The sequence below is a fragment of the Rhodobacter sp. Har01 genome (assembly GCF_020564565.1).
Classification (GTDB): domain Bacteria; phylum Pseudomonadota; class Alphaproteobacteria; order Rhodobacterales; family Rhodobacteraceae; genus Pseudogemmobacter.
The window spans coordinates 546,768-564,898 of record NZ_JAJCTD010000001.1; the positions used below are offsets into that span (position 1 = coordinate 546,768).

At 68.9% G+C, this 18,131-nt stretch carries 21 protein-coding genes and 1 tRNA gene; 9 read left to right on the plus strand and 13 right to left on the minus strand.

All coding sequences use genetic code 11. From position 1 onward, the window contains the following. Positions 1-65: 65 nt before the first annotated feature. From LHP98_RS02630 to scpB, 4 genes are read left to right on the plus strand one after another with little or no spacing between them, the layout of a single operon-like run. Positions 66-1,007 (plus strand): SPOR domain-containing protein, encoded by a 942-nt coding sequence (locus LHP98_RS02630; RefSeq protein ID WP_227250934.1) that lies wholly within the window; start codon positions 66-68, stop codon positions 1,005-1,007. Then, the gene (gene nagZ, locus LHP98_RS02635; protein ID WP_227250935.1) at positions 1,004-2,014 is read left to right on the plus strand and encodes a beta-N-acetylhexosaminidase; all 1,011 of its coding nucleotides are present in this window, start codon (positions 1,004-1,006) and stop codon (positions 2,012-2,014) included. Before LHP98_RS02630 ends, nagZ begins: the two co-directional genes overlap by 4 nt. Further along, positions 2,014-2,823 carry a segregation and condensation protein A gene (locus tag LHP98_RS02640; protein WP_227250936.1) on the plus strand — a complete coding sequence of 270 codons (810 nt, stop codon included), beginning with the start codon at positions 2,014-2,016 and terminating at the stop codon, positions 2,821-2,823. Before nagZ ends, LHP98_RS02640 begins: the two co-directional genes overlap by 1 nt. 56 nt (positions 2,824-2,879) lie before the next feature. Beyond that, the gene (gene scpB / locus LHP98_RS02645) at positions 2,880-3,476 is read left to right on the plus strand and encodes an SMC-Scp complex subunit ScpB (RefSeq protein WP_227251537.1); all 597 of its coding nucleotides are present in this window, start codon (positions 2,880-2,882) and stop codon (positions 3,474-3,476) included. Between the two features lie 111 nt (positions 3,477-3,587). Here the strand turns inward: scpB and LHP98_RS02650 are convergent, their stop codons facing one another. From LHP98_RS02650 to LHP98_RS02685, 8 genes are all read right to left on the minus strand, one after another. Beyond that, the gene (locus LHP98_RS02650; protein ID WP_227250937.1) at positions 3,588-4,667 is read right to left on the minus strand and encodes a 2'-deoxycytidine 5'-triphosphate deaminase; all 1,080 of its coding nucleotides are present in this window, start codon (positions 4,665-4,667) and stop codon (positions 3,588-3,590) included. A gap of 67 nt (positions 4,668-4,734) precedes the next feature. After that, positions 4,735-4,812: transfer RNA gene (locus LHP98_RS02655), tRNA-Pro, on the minus strand. 124 nt (positions 4,813-4,936) lie between these two features. Continuing rightward, on the minus strand, positions 4,937-5,713 hold the full coding sequence (locus tag LHP98_RS02660; RefSeq protein ID WP_227250938.1) for a MerR family transcriptional regulator: 777 nt from the start codon (positions 5,711-5,713) through the stop codon (positions 4,937-4,939). Positions 5,714-5,725: 12 nt separating this feature from the next. Beyond that, positions 5,726-6,031, minus strand: coding sequence for an integration host factor subunit alpha (ihfA, locus tag LHP98_RS02665; protein ID WP_227250939.1), 306 nt, complete (start codon positions 6,029-6,031; stop codon positions 5,726-5,728). Positions 6,032-6,139: 108 nt separating this feature from the next. After that, positions 6,140-7,111: a beta-ketoacyl-ACP synthase III gene (locus tag LHP98_RS02670; RefSeq protein ID WP_227250940.1), complete on the minus strand. Its 972-nt coding sequence runs from the start codon at positions 7,109-7,111 to the stop codon at positions 6,140-6,142. After that, positions 7,108-8,232 (minus strand): phosphate acyltransferase PlsX, encoded by a 1,125-nt coding sequence (gene plsX, locus LHP98_RS02675; RefSeq protein WP_227250941.1) that lies wholly within the window; start codon positions 8,230-8,232, stop codon positions 7,108-7,110. Before plsX ends, LHP98_RS02670 begins: the two co-directional genes overlap by 4 nt. Positions 8,233-8,263: 31 nt before the next feature. Further along, positions 8,264-8,470, minus strand: coding sequence for a 50S ribosomal protein L32 (rpmF, locus tag LHP98_RS02680; protein ID WP_227250942.1), 207 nt, complete (start codon positions 8,468-8,470; stop codon positions 8,264-8,266). A 173-nt stretch (positions 8,471-8,643) separates the two neighbouring features. Beyond that, positions 8,644-9,198 carry a YceD family protein gene (locus tag LHP98_RS02685; protein WP_227250943.1) on the minus strand — a complete coding sequence of 185 codons (555 nt, stop codon included), beginning with the start codon at positions 9,196-9,198 and terminating at the stop codon, positions 8,644-8,646. A gap of 139 nt (positions 9,199-9,337) precedes the next feature. On the opposite strand from LHP98_RS02685, the gene LHP98_RS02690 reads away from it, so the two are divergent. Then, entirely contained in the window at positions 9,338-9,844 is a 507-nt protein-coding gene (locus LHP98_RS02690; RefSeq protein WP_227250944.1) for an outer membrane protein assembly factor BamE, read from the plus strand. Between the two features lie 57 nt (positions 9,845-9,901). On the opposite strand, the gene msrB is transcribed toward LHP98_RS02690, so the two are convergent. Next, positions 9,902-10,297 carry a peptide-methionine (R)-S-oxide reductase MsrB gene (msrB, locus tag LHP98_RS02695; protein ID WP_227250945.1) on the minus strand — a complete coding sequence of 132 codons (396 nt, stop codon included), beginning with the start codon at positions 10,295-10,297 and terminating at the stop codon, positions 9,902-9,904. Positions 10,298-10,351: 54 nt separating this feature from the next. Here msrB and LHP98_RS02700 point away from each other — a divergent pair, with 54 nt between their 5' ends. Next, a complete protein-coding gene (locus LHP98_RS02700) occupies positions 10,352-11,077 on the plus strand; it encodes a GNAT family N-acyltransferase (RefSeq protein WP_227250946.1) in 726 nt (241 codons plus the stop codon). Here LHP98_RS02700 and LHP98_RS02705 read toward each other — a convergent pair. The 3 genes from LHP98_RS02705 to LHP98_RS02715 are packed head-to-tail and all read right to left on the minus strand — an operon-like array spanning position 11,074 to position 13,365. Then, the gene (locus tag LHP98_RS02705) at positions 11,074-12,054 is read right to left on the minus strand and encodes a methyltetrahydrofolate cobalamin methyltransferase (RefSeq protein ID WP_227250947.1); all 981 of its coding nucleotides are present in this window, start codon (positions 12,052-12,054) and stop codon (positions 11,074-11,076) included. The genes LHP98_RS02700 and LHP98_RS02705 overlap by 4 nt on opposite strands. Positions 12,055-12,080: 26 nt before the next feature. Next, complete coding sequence (locus tag LHP98_RS02710; RefSeq protein WP_227250948.1) at positions 12,081-13,007, minus strand: methylenetetrahydrofolate reductase; 927 nt, start codon at positions 13,005-13,007, stop codon at positions 12,081-12,083. Positions 13,008-13,062: 55 nt separating this feature from the next. After that, complete coding sequence (locus LHP98_RS02715; RefSeq protein ID WP_227250949.1) at positions 13,063-13,365, minus strand: virulence factor; 303 nt, start codon at positions 13,363-13,365, stop codon at positions 13,063-13,065. Positions 13,366-13,636: 271 nt separating this feature from the next. Between LHP98_RS02715 and LHP98_RS02720 the strand changes: the two genes are divergently transcribed. Both LHP98_RS02720 and LHP98_RS02725 read left to right on the plus strand, forming a co-directional pair. Then, on the plus strand, positions 13,637-14,776 hold the full coding sequence (locus tag LHP98_RS02720; protein WP_227250950.1) for a Ppx/GppA phosphatase family protein: 1,140 nt from the start codon (positions 13,637-13,639) through the stop codon (positions 14,774-14,776). Continuing rightward, the gene (locus LHP98_RS02725) at positions 14,773-15,510 is read left to right on the plus strand and encodes an RlmE family RNA methyltransferase (RefSeq protein ID WP_227250951.1); all 738 of its coding nucleotides are present in this window, start codon (positions 14,773-14,775) and stop codon (positions 15,508-15,510) included. Before LHP98_RS02720 ends, LHP98_RS02725 begins: the two co-directional genes overlap by 4 nt. Positions 15,511-15,577: 67 nt before the next feature. Here the strand turns inward: LHP98_RS02725 and LHP98_RS02730 are convergent, their stop codons facing one another. After that, the gene (locus tag LHP98_RS02730; RefSeq protein WP_227250952.1) at positions 15,578-16,147 is read right to left on the minus strand and encodes a YcbK family protein; all 570 of its coding nucleotides are present in this window, start codon (positions 16,145-16,147) and stop codon (positions 15,578-15,580) included. A 337-nt stretch (positions 16,148-16,484) separates the two neighbouring features. On the opposite strand from LHP98_RS02730, the gene LHP98_RS02735 reads away from it, so the two are divergent. Further along, complete coding sequence (locus tag LHP98_RS02735) at positions 16,485-18,107, plus strand: L,D-transpeptidase family protein (protein WP_227250953.1); 1,623 nt, start codon at positions 16,485-16,487, stop codon at positions 18,105-18,107. Positions 18,108-18,131 lie beyond the last annotated feature (24 nt).

An 18,131-nucleotide genomic window follows, 5' to 3' on the forward strand; every position in this document is an offset into this window, starting at 1 on the left:
GCGCCTCGACCGGGAACGAGCAGGCGTGAAAGGGCGGGACCAACCCGCCCGGGCAGAGGCGGAACATGGCGGACGCGGATTTCGACGCAGGGCATGCGGCTTTTCCGGCACAGGGCCGGGGGCAGAGGATCATCAATCTGGCCGGCGCGGCGGCCTCGCTGGGGCTGGTGGTGGGCCTGGGCTGGTGGGGCTACGCGCTTGCCGTGCGCGACGTCAACGGCGTGCCGGTGATCCGGGCCCTGGGCGGGGCGATGCGGATCGCGCCCGAGGACCCGGGCGGCGAAGTGGTCGATCACCAGGGGCTGGCCGTCAACGACGTGGTGGCCGAAGGCACCGCCGCGCCGCCGGCCGACCGGCTGGTGCTGGCGCCCGCACCGGTCGAGTTGAGTCTGGACGACGGGCCGGGGCTGGCCGGGGCCACCCCGCCGCTGGAAGGCGAGGTCACGCCGTCGCGGCTGGACAGCGATGCCGGCGGTCTGGTGCCGGTGACACCGCTGGAGGGCGACGGCGCATTGAGCACCGACGCCGCGGTCGCCGCCGCGCTGGCCGAGGCGCTGGGGTCCGACGCGGCGCCGTCCGAGGATCTTGTCGAGGTCGCGGCGCTGGATGCCGCCGGCCTGCCGCCGCCCGAAGGTGCGGTGATCCGCTCGCCGCGGCCGCAGCCGCGCCCCGCCCGCAGCGCGGCGCCGGATGCAGCGGTGCCGACCGCGGCCGCGCCGGCCGCCCCCGAAACGGTCGATCCCGCCACCCTGGCGCCGGGCACCCGGCTGGTGCAGTTCGGGGCCTTCGAGACCGAGGACGAGGCGCGGGCCGAATGGACGCGGATCGGCGGCCGTTTTGCCGCCCTGATGGCGGGCAAGGCGATGGTGATCGAATCGGCGGTCAGCGGCGGCAACACCTTCTTCCGGCTGCGCGCCCTGGGCTTCGAGGGCGAGGACGACGCCCGCCGCTTCTGCGCCGCGCTGACCGCGGAAGGTGCCAACTGCATTCCGGTCGCGCATAGATGAACACCGGTTCGGGTTCGACCATTTTCGGGGTCGAAGGACCGGCCCTGAATGCGTCCGAACGCTCGTTCTTCCGCGACGCCGACCCGTTCGGCTTCATCCTGTTTGCCCGCAATGTGGAAGACCCGGACCAGATCCGCCGGCTGACCGCGGACTTGCGCGCGGCGGTGGGCCGCGAGGCCCCGGTGCTGATCGACCAGGAAGGCGGCCGCGTGCAGCGCCTGCGCGCGCCGCAGTGGCGCGAGTGGGAGCCGCCGTTCGACACCGTGGCGGGATGCGCTTCGGTGCAGGCGGCGGAGGCGGCGATGTGGGCGCGGGCCCGGATCATTGCGGCCGAGTTGCGGGACCTGGGGATAGACGCCAATTGCGCCCCCGTCGCCGATGTGGCGCAGGCCGAGACACATCCGTTCCTGCGCAACCGCTGCTATGGCAGCGACCCGGAGGTGGTGGCGCGGATCGGCCGGGCGGTGGCCGAGGGGCTGCTTGCGGGGGGCGTGCTGCCGGTGGTCAAGCACATGCCGGGGCATGGAAGGTCGGAGATGGACACCCATCTGGCGCTGCCGACGGTGCGGGCGCCGAGGGCCGAGTTGCAGGCGGTGGACTTCGCGCCGTTCCGGGCGCTTCGCGACCTGCCGATGGCGATGACGGCGCATGTGGTGTTTTCCGATGTCGATGACCGGCCCGCCACGCAATCGCCTGCGGTGATCCGGCTGATCCGCGACGAGATCGGCTTTGCGGGCCTGCTGATGACGGATGATCTGAACATGGAGGCGCTTGCGGGGTCATTGGGCGCGCGCACGGCGGATTCGCTGGCGGCCGGCTGCGACCTGGCGCTGCATTGCAAGGGCGACCTGGGCCAGATGGTCGAGGTTGCGGCGGCGGCTGGCACGATGGGGGCTGCGACAATTGCCCGGGCGCAGACCGCGCTGGCGGCACGGCGGGCGCCCGATGCGGTTGACATTGCGGCGCTGGAGGCCGACCTTCCGGGCCTGATCCGCAGGACGAGCTGATGCCCGACCCCATCGCCGAGGACTGGACCGCGCCCGAGCGCCTGGGGCCCGAAGGGCCGGTGGCCGACCGGTTGTCGGCCGAGGCGCTGATCGTCGATGTCGAGGGCTTCGAGGGGCCGCTGGACCTGCTGTTGACGCTGTCTCGGACCCAGAAGGTGGATCTGCGGCGGATCTCGGTGCTGCATCTGGCCGAGCAATACCTGGCCTTCGTGCAGACCGTGCAATCGCTGCGGATCGAACTGGCGGCGGATTATCTGGTGATGGCGGCCTGGCTGGCCTATCTGAAATCGCGCCTGCTGTTGCCGCCCGAGCCGGGGGATGACGGGCCAAGCGCCGAGGACCTTGCGGCGCATCTGGCGTTCCAGCTGGAGCGGCTGGCGGCGATGCGCGAGGCGGCGGCGCAGCTGATGGCGCGTGACCGGCTGGGCCGCGATTTCTTTGCCCGTGGCCTGCCCGAGGGACTGAGCCAGCACCGAAAGGTCACCTGGGATGCCAGCCTGCTGGACCTGATGCGCGCCTATGCCCGCATCCGCACCCGCGACGAGTTCCGGCCCTTCGTGCTGGATCGTGAACATGTGTTCACAATGGAGCAGGCGCTGGAGCGGATGCGTGGCCTGATCGGCTTTGCCGGCGACTGGGCCGAATTGACCAGCTTCCTGCCGGAAGGCTGGGACGGCACGCCGATGGCGCGGCGCAGTGCCACGGCGGCGCATTTCGCGGCGGTGCTGGAACTGGCAAAAAGCGGGCAGGTGCTGATCCGGCAAGGCGAGACCTTTGCACCGATCCAGATCCGGAGGCGGGACGCGTGAGCGAGGACGAGGCAGAGGAAGGCGACGACGAGCGGAGCCTGTTCGAGGCCCCGCCGATGGCCGAGCAGGAGCGGATGGTCGAGGCGGTCCTGTTTGCCAGCGCCGAGCCGGTCTCGGTGGCCGAACTTGAGGGGCGGTTGCCGCATGGGTCGGACCCGGCCGAGGCCTTGGCCCATCTGCGGCGGCGCTACGAGGGCCGGGGGGTCGCCTTGGTGAAGGTGGGCGACGCCTATGCCTTCCGCACCGCGCCGGACCTTGGCCACCTGATGCGGCGCGAAACGGTCGAGACCCGCAAGCTGAGCCGCGCGGCGATCGAGACGCTTGCCATCGTCGCCTACCACCAGCCGGTCACCCGCGCCGAGATCGAGGAGATTCGCGGCGTGGCGGTCAGCCGCGGCACGGTGGACCAGCTGATGGAGATGGAGTGGATCCGCCTGGGCCGGCGCCGGATGACCCCGGGCCGCCCGGTGACCTTTGTGGTGACCGAGACGTTCCTGGATCACTTCGGCCTGGAAAGTGCGCGCGACCTGCCCGGCATCAAGGAGTTGCGCGCGGCGGGCCTGCTGGACAGCCGCCCGGCCCCCGGGCTGGCCGCGGCGAAGGACGACGAGGACGATGGCCAGATCGGCCAGAGCGAGTTGTTCGAGGACTGAGCGCGACAGGGGGCGCTGCCCCCTGACCCCCGGGGTATTTTCGCCAAGATGAAGGTCATGCCGCTTCATCTTGGCCCAAATACCCCGCCGCTGGAGGCGCCTGTCTTTCGCTCAGCCGGTGCGGAACTGCTTGGCGAGTTTCAGGCCCTGGCCCTGGTAGTTCGAGGCGATGCCGGTGCCATACAGGCGGTCGGGGCGGGCGGCCATGCGTTCGTAGATCAGCCGGCCGACGATCTGACCGTGTTCCAGCACGAAAGGCGCCTCGTGGCAGCGCACCTCGAGCACGCCACGGCTGCCCTTGCCGCCAGCCGAGGCATGGCCGAAGCCGGGGTCGAAGAAGCCCGCATAATGCACCCGGAACTCGCCCACCATGGCCAGGTAGGGCGCCATTTCGGCGGCGTAGTCGGGCGGGATCGTCACCGCTTCGCGCGACACCAGGATGTAGAAGGCGCCGGGGTCCAGGATGATGCGGCCATCGTCGGCATGAACCTCTTCCCAGAAGTCGCGCGCGGGGTAGGCGGCGATGCGGTCAAGGTCGACCACCCCGGTATGCGGCTTGGCGCGGTAGCCGACCAGCGTGCCGGACACGGGCTTGAGGTCGACCGAGAAGCCCAGGCCCTCGGAGATGACCGGGGTGCCATCGACCAGCGGCTCGGCGGCGTGCAGCGCGGCAAGGTCGGCATCGGACAGCACCGCCTGACCGGCGCGGAAGCGGATCTGGTTCAGCCGCTGGCCCTGGCGCACCAGCACCGAGAACGACCGCGGGCAGACCTCGGCGTAAAGCGGGCCGCTGTAACCTTCGGGGATTCGGTCGAATTCCATTCCGCCGTCGGTGATCGCGCGGGTCAGCAGGTCCAGCCGCCCGGTCGAGGACTTGGCATTGGCCACCGCGGTAATGCCGGGCGGCAGGGCCAGGCCTTCGGCCAGCGGCACCACATAGACGCAGCCCTTTTCCAGCACCGCTCCGTCGCGCAGGTCGACCCGGTGCATGCCGAATTCATCGATCCGGTCGGCCACCTTGCGGCCCGCCCCGGCCAGGAACGAGGCGCGCACCCGATAGGCCACCGAGCCAAGCCGCAGGTCCAGACTGGCGGGCTGCACCTGGGCCTCCAGCACCGCCGGATCGGCGGCGATGGCGCCCGCGGTCACAAGGGCGCGGATGGCGTGATCGGGCAGGACGCCGGCTGTCATCGCTGGCCCCCCCTGGCCCCGAAATGAAAGACCGCCCGCACTGCGCTGCAGGCGGACGGTCTTGCAATGGTCGGGCCGGAGAGATTCGAACTCTCGACCTCCCGCCCCCCAGACGGACGCGCTAACCAGGCTGCGCTACGGCCCGACACGCGGTTGTCATACCGGTTTTCCAAGCAGGGGCAAGCAGGAAGTTGCAGCGCGCCGCAGCCGTCGTCCATTGCCTGGGCGGGTGCCTGGGCGGGTGCCAAAGCGAGTGCCAGAGCGGCCATTCACGCAGAGTGCGGCGGGCTGAGCCGCTGCCGCAGCGCGACGATCCGCGCGGCAATTTCCGCCAGCGGCTCGGCCTTGTGGGCCAGGCTGCCGCGCGGCAGGGCGCGCAGGCGGCCGGCCAGCGTGGCCGTCGGGGCATCGTCCTGGGTCGGGGCCGCGGCAAAGCGGCGGATGCGGGCCGGCGGAGGCGCGGGCGCCGCCGGTGCGGCGTCGGCCTCGGGCGCTTCGTGTCCGGGGGGCGCGACCCTGGGCGGGACGGCGGCTGCTGCGGAGCCACGGAAAAGCGCAAGCTGGGGTTCGGGTTCGGTCTCTTCTGTCGCCTCGGCGCCAGCCTCGGGGAAGGGGTCGGGCGCCGACCCCGGCCGGGGCGATGCCGGGGCCTTGGCATCCAGGGCCGCTTCCAGCGCGGTTGCGGTGGCGTCCTCCACTTCGTCCGGTGAGGCGGCCTCTTCGATGTCCAGCCGTGCGGACATGGCGGCGTCCAGCGCCTGTTCCTCGGGGCTGGCTTCCTCGGCCAGGCCCGAGACATGGCGGATGCCCTGTTCGCGCAGGATCTTCTGCACGCCGCGGATGGTCAGGCCTTCCTCATGCAGGAGCCGCTTGATCCCCGACAGCAGCGCCACGTCGGACGGCCGGTAATAGCGCCGGCCGCCGGCCCGCTTGACCGGCCTGATCTGCGGAAAGCGGCTTTCCCAGAAGCGCAGCACATGGGCCGGAGTCTCCAGCGCCTCGGCCACCTCGGAGATGGTGCGGAAGGCCTCGGGCGACTTGTCCATGCGGCGTGGTCCTTACTTCTTTTTCCTGCCCGCGGCCACGCGGTCCTTCATCAGGTGCGAGGGCCGGAACGACAGCACCCGGCGCGGCGAGATCGGCACTTCGTCGCCGGTCTTGGGGTTGCGGCCGACCCGCGCCGACTTGGCCCGCACCGAGAAGGTGCCGAAGGACGAGATCTTGACCATCTCGCCGGTGGCCAGTGCGTCGGACATGTGCTGCAGCACCGATTCGACCAGATTGGCGGATTCGTTGCGGCTGAGACCCACCTCGCGGAACACCGCTTCGGTGAGGTCCATCCGTGTCAGGGTCTTCTCGCTCATCAAAATCCCCCCCGGGTTTTCCAGCAGGATGGGGTGTATGGAATTGCCTTGTCAATATCAAAGGCTTGGCCGCGGGCCTTGAAGCGGCCCTGAGGTGCAAATACCGGCCTACCAGCGCAGGACGACGGCGCCCCAGGCCAGTCCGCCGCCGATCGCCTCGGTCACGATCAGGTCGCCGGGCTTGATCTGGCCGCGCGCCTTGCCCACCGACAGCGCCAGGGGAATCGACGCGGCCGAGGTGTTGCCGTGGTCCTGCACGGTGACGACGACGCGGTCCATCGACACCTGCATGCGCTTGGCGGTGCCCTCGATGATGCGGATATTGGCCTGGTGCGGCACGATCCAGTCGACATCGGCGCTGCCAAGGCCGGCTTTCTCAAGCGCGGCATGGGCGGTTTCGGCCAGCTTCTCGACAGCGTGGCGAAAGACCTCCTTGCCCTCCATCCGCAGCTTGCCGGTGGTGCCGGTCGAGGTGCCGCCATCGACGTAGAGAATGTCCTTGTGGCGGCCGTCCGAGTTGAGGTCGGTGGACAGGATGCCGCGGTCGGCGGGGGTGCCGGCAGCTTCGGTGCGTTCCAGGATCAGCGCCCCGGCGCCGTCGCCGAACAGCACGCAGGTGCCGCGGTCTGTCCAGTCCATCAGGCGCGAGAAGATCTCGGCGCCGATCACCAGAACGCGGGTGGCCTGGCCGGCAATGATCAGCGCATTGGCGGTGGTCAGGGCGAAGACGAAGCCGGCGCAGACCGCCTGCACGTCGAAGGCGAAGCCGCGGGTCATGCCGAGGTTCGCCTGCACCATGGTGGCGGCCGAGGGAAAGGTCAGGTCGGCGGTCGAGGTGGCAAGGATGATGGCGTCGATCTCGTCGGCCTGCATCCCGGCATCTTCGAGGGCGGCTTTCGCGGCGCGGGTGGCAAGGTCCGCGGTGGTCTGGCCCGGGCCGGCAAGGTGGCGCCGCTCGATCCCCGAGCGGGAGCGGATCCAGTCGTCCGAGGTGTCGAGGCTTGCTTCGAATTCGGCATTCGAAACCACGCGGTCAGGCAGGTAGTGCCCGACGCCCCTGACCACGGCGCGTATCGTCATTTGGATGGAATGCTCCTTGCCACCGCGCTTGCGGCCCCCACTGGCGGCGCATCCTGCCCCGCGGTGTCGGCCGATGCAACCCGCGCCGCCATGCGTTCCAGAAAGCCCGAGCGGGCAAGGTTGAAGGCCAGACTGACCGCCGCCGAGACGCCGGTGGCGTCGGCGCCGCCGTGGGATTTCACCACGGTGCCGTTCAGGCCCAGGAACACGCCGCCGTTCACGCGCCGGGGGTCGATGCGTTTCTGCAGCCTTTTCAGTGAGTTGAGCGCCAGAAGCGCGGCGAACTTCGACAGCAAGCCAGCCCCGAACGCCTCGCGCAGGAAGTCTGAGATCAGCTTGGCGGTGCCTTCGCCGGTTTTCAGCGCGACGTTGCCGGTGAAGCCGTCGGTGACGATCACGTCGACGCGATCCGAGGGGATGTCGAGACCTTCCACAAAGCCCACGCAGTCGTAGCCGCCGGCCTCGGCGCGCGAGGCCAGCAGGTCCAGCGCCTCTTTCAGCTCGGCGCGGCCCTTGTGTTCTTCGGTGCCGACGTTCAGCAGGCCGACGCGCGGCCGCGCCAGCGCCAGGCCGTTGCGGGCATAGGCGGCACCCATGATGGCGTATTGCAAGAGGTCGGCCGCATCGGCCTTCACATCGGCGCCGACGTCGAGCATGACGTTGAAGCCGCCAGGGTTGCGACAGGGCCAGAGGCAGGCGATGGCGGGGCGGTTCACCCCGGGCAGCTTGCGCAGCCGCAGCATCGATACCGCCATCAGCGCGCCGGTATTGCCGCAAGACACCACGGCGCCCGCCTCGCCGGCGCGCACGGCGTCGATGGCGCCCCACATCGAGGTGTCCTGGCCATGCCGCATCACCTGGCTGGGCTTGTCGGTCATCGCCACGGCGCGGTCGGTGTGGCGCAGCGTCACCCGGCCGGCGAGCGAAGCTTCGCGGGCGAGAAGCGGCGCCACCAGCGCTTCATCGCCGAAAAGAAGCACATCGAGGCCCGGGTTGCGCGCGACCGAATCGACAAGGCCGGCAACCACCGCCGCCGGCCCCTTGTCGCCGCCCATGGCGTCGACCGAAATCACGGTTCGCTCGGGGCCCGAGGTTTCCGGCGTGAGACGTCCGTTGGCCATTGGGCTTGCTATGTTCTGGCGAAGGATCGGCTTACGCCGCGTCTTCGTCGATGTCCACTTCCTTGGCCGCGGCCACGACTTCACGCGCGTCATAGTGACCGCAGGCAGAGCAGACGTGGTGCGGACGCTTCAACTCGCCGCAGTTCGGGCATTCGTTGGGGTTGGCGGCGACCAGCGCGTCATGGGCGCGGCGCATGTTCCGGCGGGAACGGGTGGTGCGGTTCTGCGGGACAGCCATGTCTCGACCTTTGGAGTGAGGGGGGACAGGCCCCGGATTTCCTCTGCAGATCAGACCCTTGGGCAATAGCCGACGGATGCTGGTCCACAGCTTGAATGAGGCGCGGAACATACTCGGATTCGGCCCGGGCGCAAGCCCTATTTCCGCCCCTGTTGCCGCCCCTGTGGCAGGCGTCAGCCGGCGTCCGAACCGCCGCCTTCGGGGGCCTTGGGCTTGAGCGCTGCAAGCGCCGCAAAGGGCCTCAGGTCAGCCTCGCGCAGGGGTTCCACGCCGGGCGGGGCGAAGACCGCCTCGCCCAGATCGGCGCCGGGCGCCCGCGGATAGGGCGGCAGCGCCAGCGCCAGCGCCTCGGCCACGACCGCCGCCAGGTCGATGAAGGCGGGCAGCGGCTCGACGGTGTCATCGTCGGGCATCTCGGCCTCTTCGGCCTGCGGGTCGGCATAATCGGCCAGGTAGCGGCGCAGCACGGGTTCGTCGATCCGGGCCGGCACCGGCGCCAGTGTCACCACGCAGGATTGGGTCAGCCGGGCGGTCAGCCGGCCCTCAAGGCGGAAATCGTCGCGGCCCTCGGGGGCGAAGGCGCCGTCGAAAGCCAGCGCGTCGATGCCCGGCAGATCCAGCGTCATGGCAAGGGCCGCGAGGGCCGGCGCGTCGGCGGTCCAGCGGACCGGCGTCGGGTGCCGGTGCGACAATGCGCCGGTGCGAAAGGTGGGGGCGTCGTCGGTCATGGCGCGGTGTCCGGGTCGGGTTTGCCTGAAGCAGGGGCGGGGCGGGCCCTTGCGTTCTTGAACATAGGGCGTGGCATCTGTTATCCCAAGGCGCAAGAGCCAATCGGGTGCGTGGACACCCCAAGGACAAGGGGCAGGGATGGCGGTCAGTTCCAGGGAAGCGCGGCGCTTCGGCGGCGGTGGCTTCGGCATCGGGCGGCTGGTTGCGCGCCTTCGTCTGGCGGCGCTGGCGCTGGTGGTCTTCGCGGCGGCCTGCTCGGCAGTCTACCGCAACCACGGCTATGTGCCGGTCGAGGAAGATCTGGCGCAGATCGAGGTCGGGGTCGACACCCGCGAGACGGTGGCCGAAAAGATCGGCCGGCCTTCGGCGCAGGGTCTGTTGAACGACGTGGGCTGGTTCTACGTGCAGAGCCGGTTCAAGCATTATGGCCCGAAAGAGCCCGAGGAGATCGACCGCCAGGTGCTGGCGGTGACCTTCACCGAGGCCGGCGTGGTGGAGAACATCGGCCGCTACGGGCTGGAAGACGGCCGCATGATCGAGATTTCGCGCCGGGTGACCGAGACCAACGTCAAGGGCGTGGGCTTCATCCGGCAGTTGTTGTCGAACTTCGGCCGCATCCAGTTGTCCGATCTGGCCGGAGACTGACGACGCGGGCCGGACCAGCGGGCCGGACCAGCGGATTTGCGACGCGGCTGAGGGCGCTCAGTCCGGCTTTGGCTGGAATCGCAGCGCCACGCCGTTCATGCAGTAGCGCAGGCCGGTGGGGGCCGGGCCGTCTGGGAAGACATGGCCCAGGTGCGCCTCGCAGCGGGCGCAATGAACTTCGGTGCGGCGCATGAAGAAGCTGCGATCGGTGGTCTCGCCCACCGCCTGCGCGTCGAGCGGCTGGAAGAACGAAGGCCAGCCGGTGCCCGAATCGAACTTGGACGCGGCATCGAACAATGGCGCGTCGCAGCAGATGCAGCGGAATGTGCCGGGGCCTTTCGGAAAGTCGTCATGGCTGAAGGGGCGTTCGGTGCCGTGCTTGCGGGCCACCTTGTAGGCGAGGTCGGAAAGCTGGGCCCGCCACTCGGCATCGGTCTTGACGATCTTGTCCATCCTTGGGAACTCCTTTGCCATTGATCTAGGGCGCCAGGGGCGCGGGGAAAAGGGATGCAGCCGCTGATCCGGGGCAGATACGTCGCGCGGCTGGCCGAGGGGCCGGCGGACATCGCGCGCATGCTGGCGCTGCGGGGAGCGGTGTTCCGGGCTGGCGGCGATGATGCCGACGCGCTGGATGCGCGCTGCCGGCATGTGCTGGTGGAAGGGGCCGGGGGCACGCTGTGCGGCGGCTTTCGGGTGGCGATCCTGCAATCCGCCGCGCTGGAGCAGGGCTATGCGGCGCAATTCTACGATCTGGCGCCGCTGGCGGGGGATGCGCGGCCGTCTGTCGAGATGGGGCGGTTCTGCCTGGCGCCGGGTCTGGCCGACCCGGACGTGCTGCGGCTGGCCTGGGCGGCGATGACGCAGATCGTGGATGCGGCGGGGGCAGGGCGGATGATCGGCTGCACGTCCTTTGCAGGCGCCGACTGGCAGCCGCATCGCGCGGCGCTGGCCTTGCTGGCGGACCGCCACCTGGGGCCTGTGGGCCTGCGGCCGGGGCGGCGGGCGGCAGAGGTGGTGGAGTTTCCGGCGCTGGCCGGGCCGGTCACCGACCGGACGGCGGCCCTTGCGGGCCTGCCGCCGCTGTTGCGCAGCTATCTGGGGATGGGGGGCTGGGTCAGCGACCATGCGGTCGCCGACCGCGATCTGGACACGCTGCACGTCTTTACCTGCGTCGAGGTGGACGGCGTGCCCGCGGCCCGCGCGGCCAGCCTGCGGGCCGTGGCGCGCGACTAGCCGCGACCGCGACGCCCGCCGCGGCGGCCGCCGGCGGCGGATTGGGCGGCGGCAGAGGCCTCGGCGAAGGTCATGCCGCCTTCGACCGCCTCAAGCACCTTGGCAAAGCGAATCCATTCGCCGCCGTTGGCATCGTGGTTCATCAGGAAGTTGGCGGCGCGGATCGCCTCCATTTCCTGCTGGCGGACCGGGTTCATGATCGCCGAGGTCATCCCGGCACCGATGGCCATCGGCAGGAAGGCCCCGTTGATGCCGTGGCGGTGCGGCAGGCCGAAGCTGATGTTCGATGCCCCGCAGGTGGTGTTCACCCCCAACTCGTCGCGCAGCCGGCGCACCAGCGCGAAGACCTGCTGGCCGGCGCTGCCCATGGCGCCGACCGGCATCACCAGCGGATCGACCACGATGTCATGCGCGGGAATGCCGAAATCGGCCGCGCGCTCGACGATCCTTTTCGCCACCGCAAAGCGCACGTCGGGGTCTTCCGAAATGCCGGTGTCGTCGTTGGAAATCGCCACCACCGGCACGTTGTATTTCTTGACCAGCGGCAGGACGAGTTCCAGCCGGTGCTCTTCGCCGGTGACCGAGTTCAGCAAGGGGCGGCCTTCGCAGGCCATCAGGCCGGCTTCCAGGGCGCCGGGAACCGACGAATCGATGCACAGGGGCACGTCGACGGTTTGCTGCACGATCTCGATCAGCGCCTTCATCAAGGGCGGCTCGACGAAGTTGTTGTCGGCATAACGCGGATCGGTCGCCATCTTGTTGGTGAAGACGGCGCCCGAGTTCACGTCCAGCACGGTCGCGCCACAGGCGACCTGTTCCAGCGCGTCGCGGATGACGGTTTCGAAATTCCCCGCCTCAAGTTCCGCCGCGAGTTTCTTGCGGCCGGTGGGATTGATCCGCTCACCGATCACGCAGAACGGCTCATCAAAGCCGATGACGACGGTTTTCGTTTTCGATTCAATAACGGTGCGGGTCATTTCTCAACCTTTGTTCACGGATTCAGTCAGGCCGCGCGGGCCGGCTTGCCCGAGGCGCCGCCATTTGCGGTGACCCATTCGGCATTGGTCTTGATGCCACCCAGCGGGAAGAAATGCACCTGTTCGATTCCGAAGCCCGGGTTTGCCGCCTTCTGGGCCGCAAGGTCGGCCAGAAGTTCGGTCGGCTCGTAGGGCGTCAGCAGCTTCGACACATCCAGCGCGCGCTTTTGCAGCACCTTGAGCGAGGGGCCGACACCGCAGGCGATGGCGAACTTGATCAGGGTCTGCAGCTTGGCCGGGCCGGCGATGCCGATGTGAACCGGCAGAGCGATGTTCTCGGCGGCCAGACGGTTGACCCAGTCGATCACCGGCTGGGAGTCAAAGCAGAACTGCGTGGCCATGGCCATCTGCGCATCGGTGCGCTCGGCGAAGGCGGCTTTCCAGCGCGCGGCTTCCATCACCATGCGGTCCGATCCATCGGGGTCGATGTCCTTGTTGCCCTCGGGGTGGCCGGCGACGTGCAGCCGTTCAAACCCGTCGAAGGCACCCGATTCCAGCAATTGCATCGAGGTGGCATAGTCGCCCTGCGGCTGCGGAAGGCCGCCGGCCAGGATCAGGCCCTGGCGCACGCCCGCGTCGCGGTAGCGCGCCACCCAGTCCAGCAGCGTCGCCTTGTCCTTGATGATGCGCGCGGGAAAGTGCGGCATCGCGGTGAAGCCTTCGGCGCCGACGCGCCGCGCGGTGGCGACCATGTCCTCGATCGGGGTGCCCTCGATATGGGCGACGTAGACCCGGGTTCCGGCCGGCAGGATGGCGCGGAAATCCGGGATCTTCTCGGCGGTGCGCGGCATCACCTCGATCGAATAGCCCTTGAGAAAGGCCTCAAGCTGGGCGGCCTGGCCGATCGGAGCGGCAACCGGAGCGGCTTTCTTGCGGAAGGGAAACAGGGCCATCAGGCGCTCCTTTAAGCTTGGGGCGGGGAAGCTTGGGGCGGGCGGGGACATGGGATCAGGGCTTTGCCCAGCCATCGGCGTCGATCAAAGCCTGGACGCGGGCGGTGTCGTGGTCCGCTTCCAGCCGGGCGGCGGTGTCGCGGGCGATCTGGTCGGGGTCGCCGTCAACCTCATAGGGGGCCGCTTTGCGCCATTCGGCGAGGTAGCTGTCGGTATCGCGTGCGCCGATCTTCATGGCGCAGCGGTCGATGGCCTGCTCGAACCGTTCGGCCAGTTGCACTTTCGATGCGCGCCGGCCCTTGCCCACGATCACCTGGGCCGGGATGTCTCTCCAGTAGACGATGGTCACGTCGGGCATGGGCGCGATTCCTGGGGCGGCTGTCGCCTTGTTGATAGACGTCGCCCCGCAACAGGCGAAGTCGGTTTTCGACATGGCCCGTGTCGCTAGCGACCATTGGCGCGGAAACGATTTCCGTACGGAAATCGTGGAAGGAATTCGCACGAATTCCGGCTTGCGGTGAAATCGGCCGGGCGCCGGGTCGGGCAACCCGGCCCCAGTGTCACGCGAAGGCTTGCCAAGCCCCGACCGGCAGGACTACCCTTGGCGCAACCACAGTTGGAGGGCGGATATGACGCCCGAGCGTCCCCCAGGGGAGGACGCAGCGTTTTCGTCGGTCGAGCCGCAGGTCGCGCGCTTCCACGGGGACGGGCCGTCCACCCCTGCCGAACCCGGGCCGGCGCTGTATGCGGCGCTGGACCTTGGCACGAACAGTTGCCGGATGCTGATTGCCCAGCCAAGGGGCAGCCAGTTTTCCGTCACGGACAGCTTTTCCAAGACCGTGCAACTGGGCGCGGGGCTTGAGGCTTCGGGCCGGCTGAGCCGGGCCTCGATGGCGCGCACCATCCAGGCGCTGCGCATCTGCGGCAAGAAGATCGAGAAGCACGGCGTCATGCGGATGCGGCTGGTGGCCACCGAGGCCTGCCGCCGCGCCCGCAATGCGCGCGAGTTCATCCGCCAGGTGCGGCGGGAAACCGGCCTCAGCCTGGAAATCATCGCGCCGGAAGAAGAGGCGCGGCTGGCGGTGATCTCTTGCGCGCCGCTGGTCAACCCGAAGACCGAGCAGCTTCTGGTGGTGGACATCGGCGGCGGATCGACCGAACTGGTGTGGATCGACCTGTCGGCGGTGGCGCCGGAAGACCGGCCGCAGGCGATCATGCGCCTGCACATGGGATTTGGCGCACAGGGCGAAGGGCCGGTGGCGCGGGTGGTGGACTGGATCAGCGTCAAGCTGGGCGTCGCCACGCTGAAGGACCAGTTCGCCGATGTCGAGGACGACTCGGCCCGGTTCGCGCTGATGAGCTGGTTCTTCGAGGAAAACCTGTCCAGCTTCAGCCCCTACCATGCCCAGGCCCCGCGCGAGGGGTTCCAGATCATTGGCACCTCCGGCACCGTGACCACGGTGGCGGCCAGTTTCCTGGGCCTGCGGCGCTATGACCGGGCCAAGGTGGATGGCTTGCAGATGACATCGGCGCAGATCGACACGGTGATCCGCGACTATCTGCAGCTTGGCCCCGAGGGGCGGCGCACCGATCCGCGGATCGGCCGAGACCGGCATACGCTGATCATGTCGGGTGCCGCGATCCTGCAGGCCTTGATGCGGATCTGGCCGACCGACCGGCTGTCGGTGGCCGACCGCGGGCTGCGCGAGGGGCTGCTTTATGCGCAGATGAGTGCGGACGGCGTGTTGGAGGATGGGCCTTACCTATGACCGAGAAACCCACCTCCGGCCGGGGCAGCCGCGACCTGCGGGTGCGGGTCAAGACGGCCAAGGGGCGCAAGCTGTCGTCCACCCTGTGGCTGGAACGGCAGTTGAACGACCCCTACGTCGCCCGCGCCAAGCGCGAGGGCTATCGCGGCCGGGCGGCGTTCAAGATCATGGAGCTGGACGACAAGTACGGTTTCTTCAAGCCCGGCGCCCGGGTGGTGGACCTGGGCTGCGCGCCGGGCGGCTGGTGCCAGGTGGCGGTGCCGCGGGTGAACGCCTTGGGCGCGAATGCGAAGAAACCGGTGGGCCGGGTGCTGGGGGTGGACCTGCAGGAGGTCGAGCCGATCCCGGGGGCCGAGTTGCACCAGCTGGATTTCCTGGCCGACGGGGCGGACGATCTGGTCAAGGGCTGGCTGGGCGGCCGGGCCGATGTGGTGCTGTCCGACATGGCGGCGGCGTCGAGCGGCCACAAGCCGACCGACCATTTGCGCATCGTGGCGCTGGTCGAGGCGGCGCTGGATTTTGCCTTCGACGTGCTGGAAGACGGCGGCACCTTCGTGGCCAAGGTGCTGGCCGGTGGCGCCGAAAACGCGATGCAGCAAATGCTGAAGCAGAACTTTACCAAGGTGGCGAACGTCAAGCCGCCGTCGAGTCGGGCCGACAGTTCAGAAAAGTTCGTCGTGGCGATGGGCTTTCGCGGGCGGGACCGCGCCGCCGAGGAATCGGCCGCAGACTGAAATCGGCGACCGAAACGAAAAAGGCGCCCCGCAGGGCGCCGCTTTCGTTCGTCCGGTGCCGGACGGTTCAGCCGCCCCAGCTGCGCACCGCGCCGCAATCCATGTGGACGAAGTTCGACCGCGAGTAGCGCCCGACGCCGCCGGCTGCGCAGGCCGCCGCCGCCTTGGCCATCTGCCCGACCGAGCGGGAGTTCAGCCGCAGGTCGGCCGCCATGCCCGTCATGTGAAGCGAATTCTTGGCCACCCCGCGCGAGCGCGAGCGCAACATCGCGTTGGTCTTCGGGCTGCGATAGCCCGAGAGCAGCATGTAAGGCTCGGACACATCCATCAACCGATGCGCGGCTGCCATGATGTCGACATTGCGCGGGTCCATCTTGACCACGTCGTCGGTCCGCCAGTCGCGCATGAAGTGGTTGATTTCCTTCAGCACCTCGGGGATGTACTCGCCCTCGATCCAGTAGATCGTGTCGATGCTTTCGCCGGTGCGGCCGGACTGCATCCGGATCCGCCGGATGTCGCCCGCGCCCCGGGCATAGGCCACTGCGCTGCTGAAGAAGGGTGCTGCCGTAACGGTGGTGGCGGCAAAAACTCCAAGAAGCCCACGCCGCGAAATGCCGTTGTAAACGAGGTCCGCCATTCTGTCGCCTGTCCCCTGCAAGTCTTCGACTGCCTGTACGGCAGCTTCTGTGACTGGCTGTCTTCCAGTGCGGGCACCTTACGGCAAATCCGACCGGAAAAGGAACAGTCAAAAGCTGCAGCGCCGCCAGTGAAGCCGGAATCGGCAAAAAATTGCTGAACGGGCATGACCGGGCTGTGCCGTGGCGCCGATGCAACGGTGGCGGGCGAAAACGTCGCATCGACCGCAAGCGCCCGGTTTGCAAGGCCGAAGCAGCGGGAATGTGAGTGGACAGTTGCCGCGATTCCACCGATCCTCGCCGGAACCGCTAAAATCTGCTGCGTTTTCAGGGGCTGGAATGGTTTTGCGCGAGACGGCCCGCTGCCGGGCAAGACAGATTTTGTGCTCGGCCACCCTGGCCCTGGGTCTTGGTCTTCTCACAGCAGAGGCAACGGTCGCGGAAACCGCGACGTCGACCGCTTTTGCGCAATCGCTGGCCGCATCGGCCGCCGATGAGGCCGCGGTCGCCGACTGGTATCGCCAGACCGCCTATGACACGCTGTGGACCGGCGCCGAGGATGCGGATCGCCGCGCCGCGCTGTTTGCCGCGCTGGACACGGCCGCCGACCATGGTCTGCCGCCCGCCCGCTATGATGCCGCCGGCCTGCGGGCCGGCTTTGCCGCGGCCGAGACCGAGGGCGACCTGGGCCGGCTGGAAGTGGCGATGACCCGGGCCTATCTGGCCTGGGCGCGCGACCTGACCTCGGGCCTGCTGGAGCCGCGCAAGATCGACCCGTCCATCGTGCGCGAGATCGCGGTCGAGGACCCGCAGGTCCTGCTGAGGGCCATCGCCGGCGACGACCCGGCGACCGTGCTGCGCGGGCTGGTGCCGTCATCGAACGTCTATGCCCAGCTGATGAAGGCGAAGATCGGGCTGGAGGCTGCCGTTGCGGCCGGCGGCTGGGGGCCTGCGGTGCCCGGCGGCGCATTGGGCCCGGGCGACAGCGGCCCCGCCGTGGTGGCGCTGCGCGACCGGCTGGCGGCGATGGGCTATCTGGAGCGCACCCCGACGCAGGACTACGACCGCGACATCCAGCGCGCGGTGCAGTCCTTCCAGCTGGGCCATGGCCTGCCGGCCGACGGTGTGGCCGGCGAAACCACGCTGGCCGAGGTCAACGTTGCCGTCGAAGACCGGCTGAAGGCGGTGATCGTGGCGATGGAGCGCGAGCGCTGGCTGGACATCGACCGGAGCGTCCGCCACATCTGGGTGAACCAGCCCGACTTTACCGCCCGCATCGTGGACCACGGCCGCACCGTGTTCCGCACCCGCGTGGTGATCGGCAAGAACCAGCCCGACCAGCGCAGCCCGGAATTCTCGGACGAGATGGAGCATATCGTGGTCAACCCCAGCTGGGGCGTGCCGCGGTCGATCACGGTCAAGGAATACCTGCCGCTGCTGCAGCGCAACCCGAACGCGGTCGGCCATCTGCAGGTCATCGACGGGCGCGGCCGCGTGGTGTCGCGCGGCGCGGTGAACTTTGCCGCCTACAATGCTCGCAACTTTCCCTTCGCGCTGCGCCAGCCGCCCTCGGACGGCAATGCCCTGGGCAAGGTGAAGTTCATGTTCCCGAACCCCTACAACATCTATCTGCACGACACGCCGTCGAAGTCGCTGTTCGACACCGACGTGCGGGCCTACAGCCACGGCTGCATAAGGGTGGCCGATCCGTTCGATCTGGCCCATGCGCTGTTGTCGGTGCAGTCGGCCGCGGTCGAGGAGGAATTCCAGAGCTACCTGAAAGGCGGCGCGGAAACCCTTGTGAAGTTTGAGAAAACGGTGCCCGTCCATCTGGTTTACTATACCGCCTACCCAGAGGCGAAGGGCCGCATGGGGTTCCGCCGTGACGTTTACGGGCGTGACGCAAAGCTGTGGCAAGCCCTGGCCGAGGCCGGGGTGGAGTTGGGCGCGGAATCGCAGTAGACCGTGCCCCGGACCGCAAGGAAG

Excerpts from the sequence above, each read along its gene's own strand:
- LHP98_RS02630 (WP_227250934.1), top strand. The coding sequence starts at position 66 with ATGGCGGACGCGGATTTCGACGCAGGGCATGCGGCTTTTCCGGCACAG.
- nagZ (WP_227250935.1), top strand. The coding sequence starts at position 1,004 with ATGAACACCGGTTCGGGTTCGACCATTTTCGGGGTCGAAGGACCGGCC.
- LHP98_RS02640 (WP_227250936.1), top strand. The coding sequence starts at position 2,014 with ATGCCCGACCCCATCGCCGAGGACTGGACCGCGCCCGAGCGCCTGGGG.
- scpB (WP_227251537.1), top strand. The coding sequence starts at position 2,880 with ATGGCCGAGCAGGAGCGGATGGTCGAGGCGGTCCTGTTTGCCAGCGCC.
- LHP98_RS02650 (WP_227250937.1), bottom strand. The coding sequence starts at position 4,667 with ATGACAGCCGGCGTCCTGCCCGATCACGCCATCCGCGCCCTTGTGACC.
- LHP98_RS02660 (WP_227250938.1), bottom strand. The coding sequence starts at position 5,713 with ATGGACAAGTCGCCCGAGGCCTTCCGCACCATCTCCGAGGTGGCCGAG.
- ihfA (WP_227250939.1), bottom strand. The coding sequence starts at position 6,031 with ATGAGCGAGAAGACCCTGACACGGATGGACCTCACCGAAGCGGTGTTC.
- LHP98_RS02670 (WP_227250940.1), bottom strand. The coding sequence starts at position 7,111 with ATGACGATACGCGCCGTGGTCAGGGGCGTCGGGCACTACCTGCCTGAC.
- plsX (WP_227250941.1), bottom strand. The coding sequence starts at position 8,232 with ATGGCCAACGGACGTCTCACGCCGGAAACCTCGGGCCCCGAGCGAACC.
- rpmF (WP_227250942.1), bottom strand. The coding sequence starts at position 8,470 with ATGGCTGTCCCGCAGAACCGCACCACCCGTTCCCGCCGGAACATGCGC.
- LHP98_RS02685 (WP_227250943.1), bottom strand. The coding sequence starts at position 9,198 with ATGACCGACGACGCCCCCACCTTTCGCACCGGCGCATTGTCGCACCGG.
- LHP98_RS02690 (WP_227250944.1), top strand. The coding sequence starts at position 9,338 with ATGGCGGTCAGTTCCAGGGAAGCGCGGCGCTTCGGCGGCGGTGGCTTC.
- msrB (WP_227250945.1), bottom strand. The coding sequence starts at position 10,297 with ATGGACAAGATCGTCAAGACCGATGCCGAGTGGCGGGCCCAGCTTTCC.
- LHP98_RS02700 (WP_227250946.1), top strand. The coding sequence starts at position 10,352 with ATGCAGCCGCTGATCCGGGGCAGATACGTCGCGCGGCTGGCCGAGGGG.
- LHP98_RS02705 (WP_227250947.1), bottom strand. The coding sequence starts at position 12,054 with ATGACCCGCACCGTTATTGAATCGAAAACGAAAACCGTCGTCATCGGC.
- LHP98_RS02710 (WP_227250948.1), bottom strand. The coding sequence starts at position 13,007 with ATGGCCCTGTTTCCCTTCCGCAAGAAAGCCGCTCCGGTTGCCGCTCCG.
- LHP98_RS02715 (WP_227250949.1), bottom strand. The coding sequence starts at position 13,365 with ATGCCCGACGTGACCATCGTCTACTGGAGAGACATCCCGGCCCAGGTG.
- LHP98_RS02720 (WP_227250950.1), top strand. The coding sequence starts at position 13,637 with ATGACGCCCGAGCGTCCCCCAGGGGAGGACGCAGCGTTTTCGTCGGTC.
- LHP98_RS02725 (WP_227250951.1), top strand. The coding sequence starts at position 14,773 with ATGACCGAGAAACCCACCTCCGGCCGGGGCAGCCGCGACCTGCGGGTG.
- LHP98_RS02730 (WP_227250952.1), bottom strand. The coding sequence starts at position 16,147 with ATGGCGGACCTCGTTTACAACGGCATTTCGCGGCGTGGGCTTCTTGGA.
- LHP98_RS02735 (WP_227250953.1), top strand. The coding sequence starts at position 16,485 with ATGGTTTTGCGCGAGACGGCCCGCTGCCGGGCAAGACAGATTTTGTGC.